15 protein-coding genes and 1 tRNA gene are annotated in these 14,918 nt (G+C 68.6%); 8 read left to right on the top strand and 8 right to left on the bottom strand.

The window, feature by feature from the left end; all coding sequences use genetic code 11:
* Nucleotides 1-103 precede the first annotated feature (103 nt).
* Entirely contained in the window at nt 104-322 is a 219-nt protein-coding gene (locus tag ACFYXF_RS42990; protein ID WP_389358125.1) for a hypothetical protein, read from the top strand.
* Between the two features lie 339 nt (nt 323-661).
* On the opposite strand, the gene ACFYXF_RS42985 is transcribed toward ACFYXF_RS42990, so the two are convergent.
* Nucleotides 662-733 (bottom strand) — tRNA-Cys (locus ACFYXF_RS42985).
* 238 nt (nt 734-971) lie between these two features.
* Between ACFYXF_RS42985 and ACFYXF_RS42980 the strand changes: the two genes are divergently transcribed.
* The 6 genes from ACFYXF_RS42980 to ACFYXF_RS42955 all read left to right on the top strand — a co-directional run bounded on the left by ACFYXF_RS42980 (nt 972) and on the right by ACFYXF_RS42955 (nt 6,851).
* Entirely contained in the window at nt 972-2,438 is a 1,467-nt protein-coding gene (locus tag ACFYXF_RS42980; protein WP_389358123.1) for an MFS transporter, read from the top strand.
* A gap of 40 nt (nt 2,439-2,478) precedes the next feature.
* Nucleotides 2,479-2,679 (top strand): CopG family transcriptional regulator, encoded by a 201-nt coding sequence (locus ACFYXF_RS42975; protein ID WP_389358121.1) that lies wholly within the window; start codon nt 2,479-2,481, stop codon nt 2,677-2,679.
* Entirely contained in the window at nt 2,676-3,065 is a 390-nt protein-coding gene (locus ACFYXF_RS42970) for a type II toxin-antitoxin system death-on-curing family toxin (protein WP_389358119.1), read from the top strand. Before ACFYXF_RS42975 ends, ACFYXF_RS42970 begins: the two co-directional genes overlap by 4 nt.
* Nucleotides 3,066-3,213: 148 nt before the next feature.
* On the top strand, nt 3,214-5,025 hold the full coding sequence (locus tag ACFYXF_RS42965; protein WP_389358117.1) for a DEAD/DEAH box helicase: 1,812 nt from the start codon (nt 3,214-3,216) through the stop codon (nt 5,023-5,025).
* Nucleotides 5,026-5,352: 327 nt separating this feature from the next.
* A complete protein-coding gene (locus ACFYXF_RS42960; RefSeq protein WP_105974336.1) occupies nt 5,353-5,994 on the top strand; it encodes an IclR family transcriptional regulator in 642 nt (213 codons plus the stop codon).
* A 65-nt stretch (nt 5,995-6,059) separates the two neighbouring features.
* On the top strand, nt 6,060-6,851 hold the full coding sequence (locus ACFYXF_RS42955) for a S16 family serine protease (RefSeq protein WP_389358115.1): 792 nt from the start codon (nt 6,060-6,062) through the stop codon (nt 6,849-6,851).
* Nucleotides 6,852-6,979: 128 nt separating this feature from the next.
* On the opposite strand, the gene ACFYXF_RS42950 is transcribed toward ACFYXF_RS42955, so the two are convergent.
* Nucleotides 6,980-8,800 (bottom strand): RICIN domain-containing protein, encoded by a 1,821-nt coding sequence (locus ACFYXF_RS42950; protein ID WP_389358113.1) that lies wholly within the window; start codon nt 8,798-8,800, stop codon nt 6,980-6,982.
* A gap of 223 nt (nt 8,801-9,023) precedes the next feature.
* Here ACFYXF_RS42950 and ACFYXF_RS42945 point away from each other — a divergent pair, with 223 nt between their 5' ends.
* Nucleotides 9,024-10,085 carry a LacI family DNA-binding transcriptional regulator gene (locus tag ACFYXF_RS42945; RefSeq protein WP_389358111.1) on the top strand — a complete coding sequence of 354 codons (1,062 nt, stop codon included), beginning with the start codon at nt 9,024-9,026 and terminating at the stop codon, nt 10,083-10,085.
* 210 nt (nt 10,086-10,295) lie between these two features.
* Here ACFYXF_RS42945 and ACFYXF_RS42940 read toward each other — a convergent pair whose 3' ends face one another.
* The 6 genes from ACFYXF_RS42940 to ACFYXF_RS42915 all read right to left on the bottom strand — a co-directional run bounded on the left by ACFYXF_RS42940 (nt 10,296) and on the right by ACFYXF_RS42915 (nt 14,910).
* Nucleotides 10,296-10,484 (bottom strand): hypothetical protein, encoded by a 189-nt coding sequence (locus ACFYXF_RS42940; RefSeq protein WP_389358109.1) that lies wholly within the window; start codon nt 10,482-10,484, stop codon nt 10,296-10,298.
* Between the two features lie 14 nt (nt 10,485-10,498).
* Nucleotides 10,499-11,086, bottom strand: a complete 588-nt coding sequence (locus ACFYXF_RS42935) for an ArsR/SmtB family transcription factor (protein ID WP_389358107.1) — start codon at nt 11,084-11,086, stop codon at nt 10,499-10,501.
* Between the two features lie 93 nt (nt 11,087-11,179).
* Nucleotides 11,180-12,151 carry a glycine betaine ABC transporter substrate-binding protein gene (locus tag ACFYXF_RS42930; protein ID WP_389358105.1) on the bottom strand — a complete coding sequence of 324 codons (972 nt, stop codon included), beginning with the start codon at nt 12,149-12,151 and terminating at the stop codon, nt 11,180-11,182.
* Nucleotides 12,148-13,029: an ABC transporter permease gene (locus tag ACFYXF_RS42925; protein WP_389358103.1), complete on the bottom strand. Its 882-nt coding sequence runs from the start codon at nt 13,027-13,029 to the stop codon at nt 12,148-12,150. The genes ACFYXF_RS42930 and ACFYXF_RS42925 overlap by 4 nt, the downstream gene beginning before the upstream one ends.
* Entirely contained in the window at nt 13,026-14,270 is a 1,245-nt protein-coding gene (locus ACFYXF_RS42920; RefSeq protein ID WP_389358101.1) for a betaine/proline/choline family ABC transporter ATP-binding protein, read from the bottom strand. The genes ACFYXF_RS42925 and ACFYXF_RS42920 overlap by 4 nt, the downstream gene beginning before the upstream one ends.
* Complete coding sequence (locus ACFYXF_RS42915) at nt 14,263-14,910, bottom strand: ABC transporter permease (RefSeq protein ID WP_389358099.1); 648 nt, start codon at nt 14,908-14,910, stop codon at nt 14,263-14,265. The genes ACFYXF_RS42920 and ACFYXF_RS42915 overlap by 8 nt, the downstream gene beginning before the upstream one ends.
* Between the last annotated feature and the right edge of the window lie 8 nt (nt 14,911-14,918).

The raw sequence follows: 14,918 nt of genomic DNA, 5'->3' as shown, positions 1-14,918 counted from the left end.
TGGATTAGCGGCCGTTACGCAGGCATCTAGGCTTCGTTTAGGAATCGACGGTTTGAGGTAACTCTACAGGGGGGGCGCATTGTCGAGCCAAGTAGGGGCTAAAATGGAAAGTCCCAAGATCACCCGCGTGCCGTCTCGGGATCCCAAGATCGACGAGATCTTGGAAGACACCTCAGCGTACTTCGCGCGTGTGGATGTCACCCGTAAGGATCAAGCTAAGGCATGGCTGCGGGAAGAGATGGACCGATTGTTGCGTGAGCGCAAACCCGCGCGCCGAAAACTCTCCGACGTCGTGAAGAGCATGTTTAAGCTTAGGAACTGAGCCTAGCTCGGGCGGCGTTTCAGGCTACTGGTGCGATACAGGCGTAACGGGCCTGGAGTGAGCGTGCAGGCGTCGTACCGAACAAGATCTGGCGTGCTCAGGCTGTCGTGTCATTGAGCCGTCCGGGCAACTTGCTGTCTTGCATGTGCACTGCGAGGGGAGGTGGGGGGATGCCATGTCCCCTCGCGGCCGTTCACAGGCAGGCGGGCTTACTGGGCCAGGCTTCTAGGGTATCGGCCCACTGCCGGCCCAAATGAGACGGGAACTGAGGCAAAGGAACGGGAGGGCGGCACCCCATATGGGGTGCCGCCCTCCCGTCCTGCCTGGTCGGGCTGTCTGAGGCCGTGGCGGGAATCGAACCCACGTAACTCGCTTTGCAGGCGAGTCCCTAAACCACTCGGGCACACGGCCGGGTTGGGAGCGGGGTGGGGGTGCAGTGTGTCTGCGTCCCCCGTCCGTTCCGAACTTCGTTACTTGACCGTAGGGGTGGGGTGCGGGGAGGGGCAAGGGAGCCGGGCGGGCTGCAATGGGACTGCCATACGCCGTTCATGAATCGGGGGCGGTGTCCGTGGGCGTACGACCAAGGTCCCGGGTCGGGCCCTACCTCCGACAGGGGTCAAGGTCGGTGTTGGCCCTTACGCTGGCCTGCATGACCTCACTGGAATCGGGCGACACCGGCGTCGCCACCGACAGCGTCGACGCGGATACTCCCTTGGCTGCCGTATCTGGTGAGGGGGTGCTCGGGCGTTCCTATCGGGCGCTCAGTGTGGGGATCGTCTCCGTCGTGCTGCTCATCGCCTTTGAGGCGACTGCCGTGGGGACCGCCATGCCCGTTGCCGCGCGGGAGCTGGACGGGGTGTCGCTGTACGCGTTCGCCTTCTCCGGGTACTTCACGACCAGTCTGTTCGGGATGGTGCTTGCCGGGCAGTGGTCGGATCGGAAGGGGCCGCTGGGGGCGCTCACCACGGGCATCGCCGCCTTTGCCGCCGGGTTGTTGTTGTCCGGGACCGCCGGCGTCATGTGGCTGTTCATCGCCGGGCGGGCCGTGCAGGGGCTCGGGGGCGGGCTCGTGATTGTTTCCCTGTATGTGGTTGTCGGGCGGGCCTATCCGGAGCGGTTGCGGGCCTCCATCATGGCTGCCTTTGCTGCTAGCTGGGTTGTGCCGTCAGTGGTTGGGCCCCTTGCCGCCGGGGCCGTCACCGAGCAGCTCGGGTGGCGGTGGGTCTTTGTCGGGATTCCCGTACTTGTTGTCTTTCCGCTTGCCCTTGCGCTGCCTCAGATACGGCGGCTCGCCGGTGGGGCTGTGAAGGAGCGTGAGCGGGACGAGCAGGGGGATCGGCGTCGTATCCGGCTTGCCTGCGGGATTTCGCTCGGCGCCGGGCTGATCCAGTACGCCGCTCAGGATTTGCGGTGGTTCTCCGTCGTCCCGGGGTTGTTGGGTGTCTCGTTGCTCGTGCCTGCCGTCCTTGGGCTGCTTCCCCGGGGGACCTATCGGGCCGCTCGCGGATTGCCGTCCGTTGTGTTGTTGCGTGGAGTCGCCGCGGGGTCCTTCATCGCCGCCGAGTCCTTCATCCCGTTGATGCTCGTCACCCAGCGGGGGCTGTCGCCGACGTTGGCCGGGTTCTCGCTCGCCGCGGGGGGTGTTACGTGGGCGTTGGGGTCGTCCGTGCAGGCTCGGGCGCGGATGGAGCCGTATCGGGAGCGGCTGATGACGTTTGGGATGGTTCTCGTCGCCGCGTCCATCGCCGGGGCGCCCGCTGTGCTGATCGACGCCGTGCCCGTGTGGACCCTTGCGGTGGTGTGGGCGTTCGGGTGCTTCGGGATGGGGCTGGTCATCGCCAGCACCAGTGTGTTGCTGCTTCACCTCTCCGCGCCCGAGGAGGCCGGCGCCAACTCCGCCTCCCTGCAGATCTCCGACGGGCTGTCCAACGTGCTGCTGCTGGCGGGTGGGGGTGCGGCTTTCGCCGCGCTGGGTGGGGGGACGGTGGCTCATGCCTCCAGTGCAGCGGCCGGTGGCTCCCATCCGGGCGCCTTCGCCGTCGTGTTTCTGCCGATGGCGGGGGTGGCGTTGGTGGGGGCTTGGGTGACTACGCGGGTGCGGGTAACCCCCGCCTGAGTGGTACTAGTTTGACCCTATTGGGCGGTACCGTTCTGTCGTGGCTATGAACCTGCGTCTCCGTGACGATCAGACGGAAGCTCTGAAGCTGCGTGCCGAGGAAGAGAGCGTGAGTATGCACGCCATTGTCCTGCGGGCCGTGGACGACTACCTGGCTAGGACGGCTCACGAAGCGCTGGTCCGTAAGGCCGCCAAGGAACAGACCGTCAAGTGGGCTGAGCTGCTGGAGCGGCTCAAGTGACGTACGTCTATCTGTCGGGTGAGGATGTTCTGGGCATCGCCGGCTTCGCAGTAGAGGATCAGCGCTTCGTTGTGCGTGACGTGGGTCTGGTGGCGGCGGCCGCGCATCGGCCCTCGGCCTCACCGCTCGGGCGGGAGGCGTACACCGGCCTGTTCGACAAGGCGGCGGCGTTCCTGCAGTCGCTCGTGGTCGACCGCCCCTTCGATATCGGAAACAGGCGCACGGCGTGGACGTCCTGTGTCGTCTTCCTGGCGCTGAACGGCGTACAACTGCGGCCGGACATCGACGCCGCCGCACGTCTCCTGATCGCGGTGGCCTCCGGCGGCATGAATGAGGTCAACGTCATCTCCGACGCTCTGCGAGACCTCGCCGAGCCGTCGATGTGAGCTGAGTCCCATCCCCGGGTACCCCCGCGTCGTACGCACGTTGACAGCCCCGGGCCGCCGGTAGGGTGGCCCGGTTGTCATACGTAGCCTCAGCCGTCGCCGTGGCTACAGCCGTCGCAGAGCCGCCCGACCCACCACCCCGGAGACCGTGACTACCACCGCCGCCAGCGCTGCCACCGCCACCGCCTCGAACCATCACCTCTCGCCCGCCTTCCCCGGCCGTGCCCCCTGGGGCACCGCCAGCAAGCTGCGTGCCTGGCAGCAGGGGGCGATGGAGAGGTATCTCAAGGAGCAGCCGCGTGACTTTCTCGCCGTCGCCACACCCGGCGCCGGCAAGACGACGTTCGCGCTGACGCTCGCCTCCTGGCTGCTGCACCACCATGTCGTGCAGCAGGTGACCGTCGTCGCGCCCACCGAGCATCTGAAGAAGCAGTGGGCCGAGGCGGCGGCGCGGATAGGGATCAAGCTCGATCCCGAGTACAGCGCCGGGCCGCTCAGCAAGGAGTATCAGGGCGTCGCCGTGACGTACGCGGGGGTTGGCGTGCGGCCCATGCTGCACCGCAATCGCTGCGAGCAGCGGAAGACCCTTGTCATTCTCGACGAGATCCACCACGCCGGTGACTCCAAGTCCTGGGGTGAGGCCTGCCTGGAAGCCTTCGAGCCCGCCACCCGGCGGCTCGCGCTCACCGGTACGCCCTTCCGGTCCGACACCAATCCCATTCCCTTTGTCACGTACGAGGAAGGGAACGACGGGATTCGGCGGTCCTCCGCCGACTACACCTACGGGTACGGCAACGCGCTCGCCGACCATGTCGTCCGGCCCGTCATCTTCCTCTCCTACAGCGGGCAGATGCGGTGGCGGACCAAGGCCGGTGACGAGATCGCCGCCCGGCTCGGCGAGCCGATGACCAAGGACGCCATCTCGCAGGCCTGGCGTACCGCCCTCGATCCGCGTGGCGAGTGGATGCCCAGCGTGCTCCGCGCCGCCGACAAGCGGCTGACCGAGGTGCGGAAGGGGATTCCGGACGCGGGCGCCCTCGTCATCGCCTCCGACCAGGAGTCCGCCCGCGCCTACGCCAAGCTCATTCGCGACATCACGGGCACCAAGGCCACCGTCGTCCTCTCCGACGACTCCGGCGCCTCCGACCGTATCGACGAGTTCGCCCACAACGACTCCCGTTGGATGGTTGCCGTCCGGATGGTGTCGGAAGGTGTCGACGTGCCTCGGCTCGCCGTCGGCGTGTACGCCACCACCATCTCCACGCCCCTCTTCTTCGCCCAGGCCGTCGGACGCTTCGTACGGTCCCGGCGGCGCGGTGAGACCGCGTCCGTCTTCCTGCCGACCGTCCCCGACCTCCTCACCTTCGCCAACGAGATGGAGGTCGAGCGCGACCACGCCCTCGACAAGCCCAAGAAGGAGGGCGAGGAGGACCCGTACGCCGAATCCGAGAAGGAGATGGAGGAGGCGAACCGGGAGGAGGACGAGGACACCGGGGAGCAGGAGCAGTTCTCCTTCGAGGCGCTGGAGTCCGACGCCGTCTTCGACCGGGTGCTGTACGACGGCGCCGAGTTCGGGATGCAGGCGCACCCGGGGAGCGAGGAGGAGCAGGACTACCTCGGGATCCCGGGGCTGCTGGAGCCCGACCAGGTGCAGCTGCTGCTCCAGAAGCGGCAGGCCCGGCAGATCGCGCACAGCCGTAAGAAGCCCGACGACGAGGCCGATCTTCTTGAGTTGCCCGCCGAGCGGCGGCCTGTGGTTTCTCACAAGGAGATGCTCGAACTGCGTAAGCAGCTCAACACCATGGTCGGCGCGTACGTCCACCAGAGCGGCAAACCGCACGGGGTGATCCACACCGAGCTGCGGCGGGTGTGCGGCGGGCCGCCGAGCGCGGAGGCCACCGCGGGACAGTTGCGACAGCGCATCGCCAAAGTGCAGGAGTGGGCCACTCGGATGCGGTGATCACCTCACCGCTGCCCGACGCGTCCGGTGAGGGGGCGTGTGCGGTCGTACACACGCTGTGCATATCGGGAGGAAGCGCAGTAGTCCGTACCGCGGAGTGACCGGATTCTGGACGTAGCCTTCCGCTGAGCGAACCGCCTTCGCTAATGTCCCCGACACGCACACGCCCCGTGGCAGCGCCGCCGCGGAGCGCAGTCGTGAAGCGACCGTGTCCGGGAGAGCCCGGGCCGCGCCGATCGGCCGCCTCTGACACGCGTCGCCCACGGGACCGGCGACGCACCCGTCGTCAGGGAGCTGCCGACCTCACCACGTGAAGGAGTGGGCGTCGTGACCGCGGAGACCTCCCAGACGCTCGACCGGGGACTGCGCGTCCTCAAGCTGCTCGCGGACACCGACCACGGGCTGACCGTCACCGAACTGTCGACCCGGCTCGGCGTCAACCGGACCGTCGTGTACCGGCTCCTCGCCACCCTGGAACAGCACGCGCTCGTACGCCGTGACCTGGGCGGCCGGGCAAGGGTGGGGCTGGGTGTGCTGCGGCTCGGGCGGCAGGTGCATCCCCTCGTACGGGAGGCCGCGCTGCCCGCGCTCAGGTCGCTGGCCGAGGACATCGGCGCCACCGCCCACCTGACCCTCGTCGACGGGACGGAGGCGCTCGCCGTCGCCGTCGTCGAGCCGACCTGGACCGACTACCACGTGGCGTACCGGGCCGGTTTCCGCCACCCCCTGGAGCGCGGCGCGGCCGGCAAGGCCATCCTCTCCGCCCGGCAGCAGCCCGCCACCGACCCCGGATACACCCTCACGCACGGCGAGCTGGAGGCCGGCGCGAGCGGGGCCGCGGCTCCGCTGATCGGGGTGACGGGGGTCGAGGGGAGCGTGGGGGTCGTCATGCTCGCCGACGCGGTGCCCGAGCGGGTGGGGCCGCGGGTCATGGACGCGGCGCGGGAAGTGTCCGAGGCCCTGCGCTGACCGGCGTACGGGAGGGCGGGGCAGCCGCCCCTGGCCTGAACTCGGCCCCACGTTAGATTGACCCCGTGCTCTCTCGCCTCACGCGCCCCCGGGCCGTCGCCGTCTGTGCCCTGCCCGTCGTGGCCCTGCTCGCCACGGCCGCGTTCGCGCCGTTGCCGTTCGCCGTGGCGCAGCCCGGGATGACGGCGAACGTGCTCGGCGACAACGCGGGCGACCCGGTCATCACCATCACCGGCGCGACGACCCGTGAGACACGCGGTGAGCTGCGGATGACGACCATCGAGGCGACCGGGCCCGACACCCACGTCAACCTCGGTGACGTACTCGGTGGCTGGTTCTCCACCGATCAGGCCGTGATGCCGCGCGACTCGGTCTATCCGAGCGGTGACAGCACCAAGGAGATCGAGGAGCACAACGCGGCCGAGATGAAGGAGTCGCAGGACGCGGCCGCCGAGGCGGCGCTGAAGTATCTGGACGTGGACTCCGGCAAGGTCAAGGTCTCGCTCAAGCTTTCCGATGTCGGTGGGCCCAGTGCGGGGTTGCTGTTCTCGCTGGGGATCGTGGACAAGCTGGACGGTGACGGGCGCGGGGGTGACCTGACCGGGGGGCGGTCCATCGCGGGTACGGGGACCATCGACGTGGATGGGACTGTTGGCGCGGTGGGGGGTGTCGCGTTGAAGACGCAGGCTGCTCGGCGGGATGGGGCGACCGTGTTTCTGGTGCCTGCGGCGGAGTGTTCGGATGCGGAGTCGGAGCTTCCTAAGGGGTTGCGGTTGATTCCGGTTACTTCGCTCAAGGGGGCGGTTGGGGCGTTGGTGGCGTTGGAGACGGGGCGGGGGGCTGTGCCGAGTTGTTAGCTCCGTTGGGTGCGTGGTTCTTCGGCTGGCGGCCGGTGGGGGCTTGTCGCGCAGTTCCCCGCGCCCCTAAGGGGATCACCGCAGCCCCCATTGGGCCGAACCGTTTGGACAGCCCCCGCCCCCGGGCTCTACCTCACCAGCTCCCAGTCCTGCGAGCCGTCCGTCGTCGCGTTCTGTAGCGTCAACGGGGTTCCGGCGGTCGCGCCCGTCAGGTACAGGTTCGTGTTCTTCACCGACTGCAGTTTGTAGAAGCCGTCGTCCGTCTTGATCAGGTTCCAGCTGCCCGTCGCGCTGTTGTCGACCCACTGGCCGATCCGCTGGCCGACCGTCGCGTTGCCGGTCCAGATCGCTGCCGCGCGGCCGCCGGACTTGTTCAGGAGAGTCGTACCGCCGTTCGGTTCGGTCACCACGTGCCAGTACTGGGTGTCCGGGTTGGCCGCCGAACCCGGTGCCTCCAGTGCCACGTCAGGCACGTCCGCGTTGCCGAGGTTCGCGTCGTTCGTGTGGTTGCCCGTGCCGATCACCTGGTCGGTCTTCCGGTTGACCAACTGGTAGTAGGCGCCCGCCGACTGCCCCAGGTCGACCTCCGCGAACGCCAGTGTCGAGGTGCCCTGGTTGTTGAGGATCGCGACGCGGCCGGTGCCCTCCACGTACTGCAGGTTGCGGCTGTAGGCACCCGGTGATGTCGTCTGGTACTCCTTCCAGCGGCCGTCGCTGCGCCCGCTCTCGTTGACCCAGACGCTGCCGCTGCCGGCCGCGTTGTAGACCAGGCGTCCACCAGGAAGCTGGATGACGACCGGGCTGCCGTTCCTCGTGAGCGGGCGGGATCCTGTGTCGACCGGCAGAGAGGCGACGTCCGTGCCGGTGGCGGAGCCCTTGTAGAACTCCAGCGGGTTGTCGGCGATCACGTACCTGGTGTTGGCTCCGCCGCCCCAGTACTCGAACGGGAGCATCCACTTGCCGTCCGTCGTCCGCACGACGTTCGCCATGCCCGGCCGCCCGCCGCCGATCTCCGTCTTGCCGCCGCCCATGTTGTCGGTCAGTCCCGCGACGTCGACGACGGTAGCGCTCCACGGCGTCGCAGCGCGGCCGTTCCACGTCCTGTGGGCGAGGATCTGTCCGTGCGAGTCCGTGGCCGTGGCGTTCGCGGGGTCCAGCGTCGGGACGCCGGTGGTCGCGTTGAAGCCGGTGTAGTCGTTCTCGTCGGAGTAGTAGCAGACGAGCTTGCCCTTGTAGACCATCAGGTACGGCTCCCAGAGGGGGTCCACCTGCCGGTTTGTGTTCGCGGCGGCGATGTTCGTCCCGACCGCGCCCGCGCTGCCGCCCTGCCAGCCGCCCGTCGCGACGACGTTCTCGACCTTCCAGGTCACCCCTTCGTCCACGCTGGAGTACAGGGCGATCGCGATGTCGCTGCGGTCCCCGTCGTTGGACGGCGTCCAGTTCGGGTCGGCCGCCTTGTGCTCCTTGTAGTAGTAGTCGTCGCCCGACACGACACTCGCGAGGAGCAGCGTGCCCGCCTTGAGGTCGCCTACGTCCTGGGGGAGCGCGTACAGGTAGGGGTTCGTCCAGTTGCTCTTGTACTTGGCGTACTGGGGATCACTGGAGAGGTACGCCGGTGCCTTGACCTCCGACAGGGGCTGCCACGACGTTCCGTTGTCGTCGCTCTTGTAGACCGGCAGGGTCTCCCGGTCCGCGCTGCCGGTCGCCGTCACGACGGTGGCCTTCTCGAACGCCGCGACCAGCCGCCCGCTCGGCAGCTGCGCCGACTTCGGGTAGATCGCGCAGTTGCCCCGGCCCTTCAGACACGGCTCGTTCCCGAGCTGGTAGAGGATCCCGCCCGTCGGGTTGTAGGCCTGCGCACTGGCCATGGGCACCGCCAGCAGCGCGGCCGCCGCGACGAGACTCCCCAGCGCCTTTGCCGACTTTCGTCTACTCTGCGTTCTCCGCATGACCCCTCCGGTCGCTCTGTACCGAGTCCATTTGTGACTGCGTAGTCAGGCCGGAGTCTGTGGCTCCGATCCGGCTGGCGTCAATACTTGTGACGCCGCTGTTTCCTCAGGATTACCGGGGATTGCCGGGGATTGCGGTGGCCGATTGACGATCTGCACGGCTGGCCCGCACACTGATACCGGCGGTTTTCTGACAGCGCAGTCTGGTGAGGGAGTGGCTTCGGTGGCCGGTACGGGTGCTCAGGGTCGTGACGCTCGAGGCGGCGGCGTCTCACGGCCCGCGGCGACGAGTTCCGACGTCGCGCGGCTCGCCGGTGTCTCCCAGAAGACGGTCTCGCGTGTGATGAACAACGAGCCGTACGTCCGTGAGGAGCTGCGCGCGCGTGTCCTGCGGGCGGCCCAGCAGCTCGGGTACCGCCCCAACGGCGCGGCGCGCAGCCTCACTTCGGGGCGCAGTCGGAGGCTGGGGGTCATTTCCCTGGGCGCCCGCCTCTACGGCCCCACGACCATGCTCGTCGCCATAGAGCGCTCGGCGCGCCGGCTCGGCTACTCGGTCAGCGTCGCCCACACCACCGAGGACGACGAACACGGCACCGCCGAGGCCATCGACAGCCTCCTCGAACAGGGCGTCGACGGCATCGTGCTGTCGGAGGCGATCGACGAGGGCAGCCCGGTCAAGGTCTGGCTGGATGTGCCGATCCTCACCATCGGCCGGTTTCCGGGGCTGGTCGCGGCGCGGCGCATCCGCTCGGCGGAGAAGTCGGACCGCAGTGGGTACGTGGCGACCCGGCACCTCGTCGACCTGGGGCACACCGAGATCCGGCATGTCTCGGGGCCGGGCCAGTGGTGGGCCTCCCGTGACCGCGCGGACGGCTGGCGCTCGGCGCTGACCGAGGCCGGCCTTCCCGTGACCGAGCCCGTCGAGGGGGACTGGTCCTGTGCGAGCGGGTACGAGGCGGGGTTGCGGCTGGCGGACGACTCGGCGATGACCGCCGTGTTCGTCGCGAACGACGACATGGCGATCGGCCTGGTCAGGGCGTTGCACGAGCGGGGGCGGGGGGTTCCGGACGACGTGAGTGTCGTGGGGATGGACGACATTCCGGCTGCCCGCTTCCAGCGGCCCGCGCTGACGACTGTGGCGCAGGACTTCGACGCGGTGGCTACGGAGGGGGTTGGGTTGCTGGTGGAGGAGATTGCGAACCCGGGGTCTACGGAGCGGGTTCTGCATGAGGTGGATCCGCCGTTGGTGGTTCGGGAGTCGAGTGGGCGGCCTCGGGTGGGGTGAGGGTGCCGTGGGGGGTTGTCGGTTTGCTGCGTCGCCGGTGGGGGCTGGTCGCGCAGTTCCCCGCGCCCCTGGGGGCCTGCGGCCCCGTCGGGGGTGCGGCGAGGGGTTGGTGGTTTGCCGCTGCGCCGTCGTGGCTGGTCGCGCAGTTCCCCGCGCCCCTGAAGGGGCCTGCGGCCCCATCGGGGTGCTGCCGAACTGGGGCGCGCCTGCTTACGCGAGTTGCGGCTTCGGCGGTGCTGACGCCAGGCGCAGGCCCACCTCTACGAGGGTCCAGCCGACCCTCGTGCGCAGGTCCCGCTGAGGGCGCTTGGCCGTGGTGGCGAGCCGGTGGGCGTCGGCCTCGGCTCGGAGGTCGGCGGCGCGGAGGTGGTGGAGGGCGAGGTAGGGCTCGGGGTTCATCGGGCGGTGGCCTCTCAGGTCACGTGGATCGGGAAGACGTGCGTGTGGACGCGTACCGTCTCGGCATCCGGGGTGCCCTCGGCCGGGGCCTGGGCGCGGTAGCTGTCGACGAGTTCGTGCATGCGGTGGATCAGTTCCAGGGCGCGCTCGGGTGTCAGCCGTAGCGTCATGTCGCTCAGGTCCGATGAGCGATTCCACTCGTCGGACCACTCGTTCGGATTGCCGAGCCAGGTCGAGACCTCGCGGGCGTGGATGTTCGCGACCTCGTGGATGAACAGACCGGCGGCACCGCGGACAGCGGGGTCGGGGTCCTTGAGCAGGGCGTCGTCGAACTCCACGCCGTCGTGGACCGACTTCCACCACCGCTCCCGCCCCTTGCCATGCTCGGGCGCGTCCTCGACGAAGCCGTGCGCGGCGAGCTGGCGCAGGTGGTAGCTGGTCGCGCCGCTCGACTCGCCCAGTTTCGCGGCCAGTTGGGAGGCGGTGGCGGGCCCGCCGCGCCGCAGTGCGATCAGCAGCTGCATCCGCAGTGGATGGGCGATGCCACGCAACGAGCGGGCGTTGAGCACGTGGGGGGTCAGTTCTTCGGGCTGCTCCGGCATGCGTACAAAGATAGCGTTGCAAAGAAGCCCTTGCAAGGATTTCTTTGCAACTACTCCTTTGTAAGGAAAAGCCCCTGGTCGTAGGCGAGTTGGCTACTTCACGAACCCCTCCGCCCGCATCCAGTCCAACGCCACCTGATGCGGATCCTCCCCCTCCACATCCACCTTGGCGTTCAGCTCCTGGGCCACCGCGTTCGTCAGTTTCGCCGTCACCGGGTCGAGGATCTTCGTGATCGCCGGCCACTTCTTCAGGGTCTTCGAGTTGATCTCGGGGGCCGCGTTGTAGTTGGGGAAGAACTTCCGGTCGTCCGCCATCACCGCGAGGTTCATCGACTTGATGCGGCCGTCCGTCGTGAAGACCTCCCCGTACACACAACTGCCCTTCGCCGCCTGCGTGTAGATGATCCCGGTGTCCATCTGCGTGATGTTCCCGGCGGGCAGACTCATGCCGTACGCCTTCTCCATGCCCGGCAGTCCGTCCGCGCGGTTGGCGAACTCGCCCTCCACGCACAGCGTGACCACCTTCGGGCGGGTCGCCGCCAGTTCCGCCACCGCCGACAGCGTCTTCGTGCCGTACTCGCGGAAGTTCGCCTGGTTCAGGGCCAGGGCGTACGTGTTGTTCAGGGCCGACGGGGACAGCCACGTCAGGCCGTTCTTCAGGTCGGCGTCCCGTACCGCCTTCCACTGCTCGTGCGGGTCGGCGATGGGTTCGCTGTTGCCCTGGTACGTGATCCACGCGGTGCCCGTGTACTCGTACATGCCGTCCGCGTCGCCCTTCTTCACCGCCTCGCGCGCCCCGAACGAACCCTGGATGCCCGTACGGTCGAGCACGTCCGCGCCCGCCGCCTCGAAGGCGATGCCCATCATCGCGCCGAGGATCAGGTTCTCGGTGAACGACTTGGACGTCACCGTCAGTTGGGCGCCCTTCAGCGGTTTCCCCTTGCCGATCGAGCCCGGTTCGACGTCGTCGACCATCGGAGAGCCACTGGTCAGACCGCAGCCGGGCACCAGAGCCGCGAGGAGCACACATCCGGCACCGGCCAGCACGGCCCGCCTCCGCCTCACGTCTCCGCCTCCAACCCCCGTGGCCGCAGCAGCAGTTCGGCCAGTGAGGCCAGCCAGTCCACCAGCAGGGCCAGTACGACGGTCAGGATCGAGCCCAGCATCAGCACCGGCATCCGCTGGTTGGTGATCCCGGTCGTGATCAGCACCCCCAGCCCACCGCCCCCGCCGAACGCGGCCAGCGTCGCCGTGCCCACGTTCAGGACGAGCGCCGTCCGCACACCCGCGAGGATCAGCGGTACCGCCAGCGGGAGTTCGACCCGGGCCAGCACCCACGGCGACGACATGCCGATGCCCCGAGCCGCCTCCAGAAGCGTCGGGTCGTTGGCCTTCAGGCCGGCGATGGTGTTCGACAGGACCGGCAGCACCGCGTACGCCACGATGCCGATCAGCGCCGACCTCCGGCCGATGCCCAGCCAGATCACCAGCAGCGCCAACAGGCCGATCGCCGGGGTCGCCTGACCCATGTTGGCGACCGTCATCACCACCGGGGTCGCCCGCCGGAACGCCCGCCGAGTCAGCAGGATGCCCAGCGGGATCGCGATGACCAGCACGAAGAACGTGGAGATCGCCGTCAGTTCGATGTGCTGCCAAAGGGCCTTCGACACCTGCCCGTTGGACAGCGCGTTCTCGGAGATCGCGTCCAGGTCGGCCTGCCGGAACCACAGCCAGGTCGCGAGCAGCACGAGGACCAGGATCCCGGGCAGGATCGTCAGCCGCTGCCAACTCAGCCTGGCCGTGCGGGACTTGACGGATGGAGGAGTGGCTGCCGGGGTCCCACCGAGACCCGGTCCCGCCACCGCCTCCTCTCCCCCTCCCCTTCTCCCTCCCCCTCCCTCTCCTTCTTCCTCCGTCTCCGGGTTCACCGTCGGAGTGGTCACGCCTTCACCCCTCCCCGTTCCCCGTCCCCTTCCTGCTCGGCATGGGTCAGGTCCGTCCGCGCCGACTCCAGGTCGTGCTGCGCCTCCACCGCCTCCAGCCGGTCGGCGTCCAGGAGTTCGTGCACGGAGTTCATCAGCGTCTCCATGTCGACGACGCCCTCGTACTCGCCCCGCCGCCCGGTCACCGCGACCCGCCCCGCGTTGTCCGTCAGCACCGCCTCCAGCGCGTCCCGCAGGGTCGCGTCCCGGGTGACCGTGTCGGAGACCAGCGTCCCGGCGCGCGCCAGTGAACCCCTGGCCCGCATCAGGTCGCCCCGCCGTAGCCACTTGTACGGGCGGCGCCGCTTGTCGAGCAGCAGGATCTCGTTCGTACCGCTGGACCGGAGCTTGTTGAAGATGTCCTGGAGCGGGTCGTCGACGGCCACCGTCGGGTAATCGGTGATCTCGACATTTCGTACGCGGGTGAGGTTGAGCCGTTTCAGGGCCGCCCCCGCGCCCACGAAACCGGACACGAAGTCGTCCGCCGGGTTGGTGAGGATCGCCTCCGGGGTGTCGAACTGGGCGATGTGCGAGCGCTCGCGCAGGACCGCGATCCGGTCGCCCAGCTTGATCGCCTCGTCGAAGTCGTGCGTCACGAAGACGATCGTTTTGTGCAGCTCGTGCTGGAGCCGGATCAGCTCGTCCTGGAGGTGGTCCCGGGTGATCGGGTCGACGGCGCCGAACGGCTCGTCCATCAGCAGGACCGGCGGATCGGCCGCCAACGCCCTTGCCACGCCCACCCGTTGCTGCTGGCCGCCGGACAGCTGACGCGGATACCGGTCGTGGAACTCGCCGGGGTCCAGGCCGACCAGGTCGAGCATCTCCTCCACCCGCGCCTTGATCCGTCCCGCCGGCCAGCCCGTCATCCTCGGGACGAGCGCGATGTTCTGGGCGACCGTCATGTGCGGGAAGAGACCGGACGACTGGATCGCGTACCCGATCCGGCGACGCAGTTTCACCGGGTCCATGTCGGTGACGTCCTCGCCGCCGATCCGGATCCGGCCGCCGCTCGGCTCGATCAGCCGGTTGATCATCTTGAGTGTCGTCGACTTCCCGCAGCCGGACGGGCCCACGAAGACGACGGTCTCGCCCGCCTTGATCTCCATCGAGACGTTGTCCACGGCGGGCCGGGGACTCCCCGGATAGCGCTTGGTCAGACCCTCCAGCTCGATGGTGGCCCCATGGGAACTGGTCTCAGACACGGATCCCCCTCGGAATCGTGAGCCGCCCGACGAGCACATACGCCGCGTCGAACAGCAGCGCGAGCACGATGATCCCCAGCGTGCCCGCGAGGACCTGGTTCAGGGCGTTCTTGCTGCCCAGCGAGGCGATGCCCCGGAAGATCTCGTTGCCGAGACCCGGCCCGGACGCGTACGCGGCGATGGCCGCGATGCCCATCAGCATCTGCGTCGAGACCCGGATACCGGTCAGGATCGGCGGCCAGGCCAGCGGCAGCTCCACCCGCGCCAGCTGCGCCACCCGGGACATCCCGATGCCCCTCGCCGCGTCGACGAGTGACGGGTCGACCCCGCGCAGGCCCACGATCGCGTTGCGCACGATCGGGAGGAGGCCGTAGAGGGTGAGGGCGATGACCGTCGGGGGCACACCCAGGCCCACGATCGGGATCAGCAGGCCGATCATCGCGAGCGACGGGATCGTCAGGATCGTCGACGTCGCCGTGGTCGCGAGGCTGCCCGCCCAGTCGCTGCGGTAGGTGACGACCCCGAGCGTGACCCCGACCACCGTCGCCACGACCATGCACTGGAAGACGGCGCTGGCGTGCTGGAACGCGTCCGTGAGCAGCTGTTGATGGCGGTTTCCGAGGTACTCCCAGAAGTTCACCCGCCCGC

It is taken from the genome of Streptomyces sp. NPDC002680 (assembly GCF_042889145.1).
Taxonomy (GTDB): domain Bacteria; phylum Actinomycetota; class Actinomycetes; order Streptomycetales; family Streptomycetaceae; genus Streptomyces; species Streptomyces adonidis.
This window is presented reverse-complemented; position numbering and strand designations above follow the sequence as displayed.

Bases quoted from the DNA above. Each gene is read 5' to 3' on its own strand.
- ACFYXF_RS42935 (WP_389358107.1), bottom strand. From the start codon at position 11,086: ATGCCGGAGCAGCCCGAAGAACTGACCCCCCACGTGCTCAACGCCCGC.
- ACFYXF_RS42940 (WP_389358109.1), bottom strand. From the start codon at position 10,484: ATGAACCCCGAGCCCTACCTCGCCCTCCACCACCTCCGCGCCGCCGAC.
- ACFYXF_RS42950 (WP_389358113.1), bottom strand. From the start codon at position 8,800: ATGCGGAGAACGCAGAGTAGACGAAAGTCGGCAAAGGCGCTGGGGAGT.
- ACFYXF_RS42980 (WP_389358123.1), top strand. From the start codon at position 972: ATGACCTCACTGGAATCGGGCGACACCGGCGTCGCCACCGACAGCGTC.
- ACFYXF_RS42990 (WP_389358125.1), top strand. From the start codon at position 104: ATGGAAAGTCCCAAGATCACCCGCGTGCCGTCTCGGGATCCCAAGATC.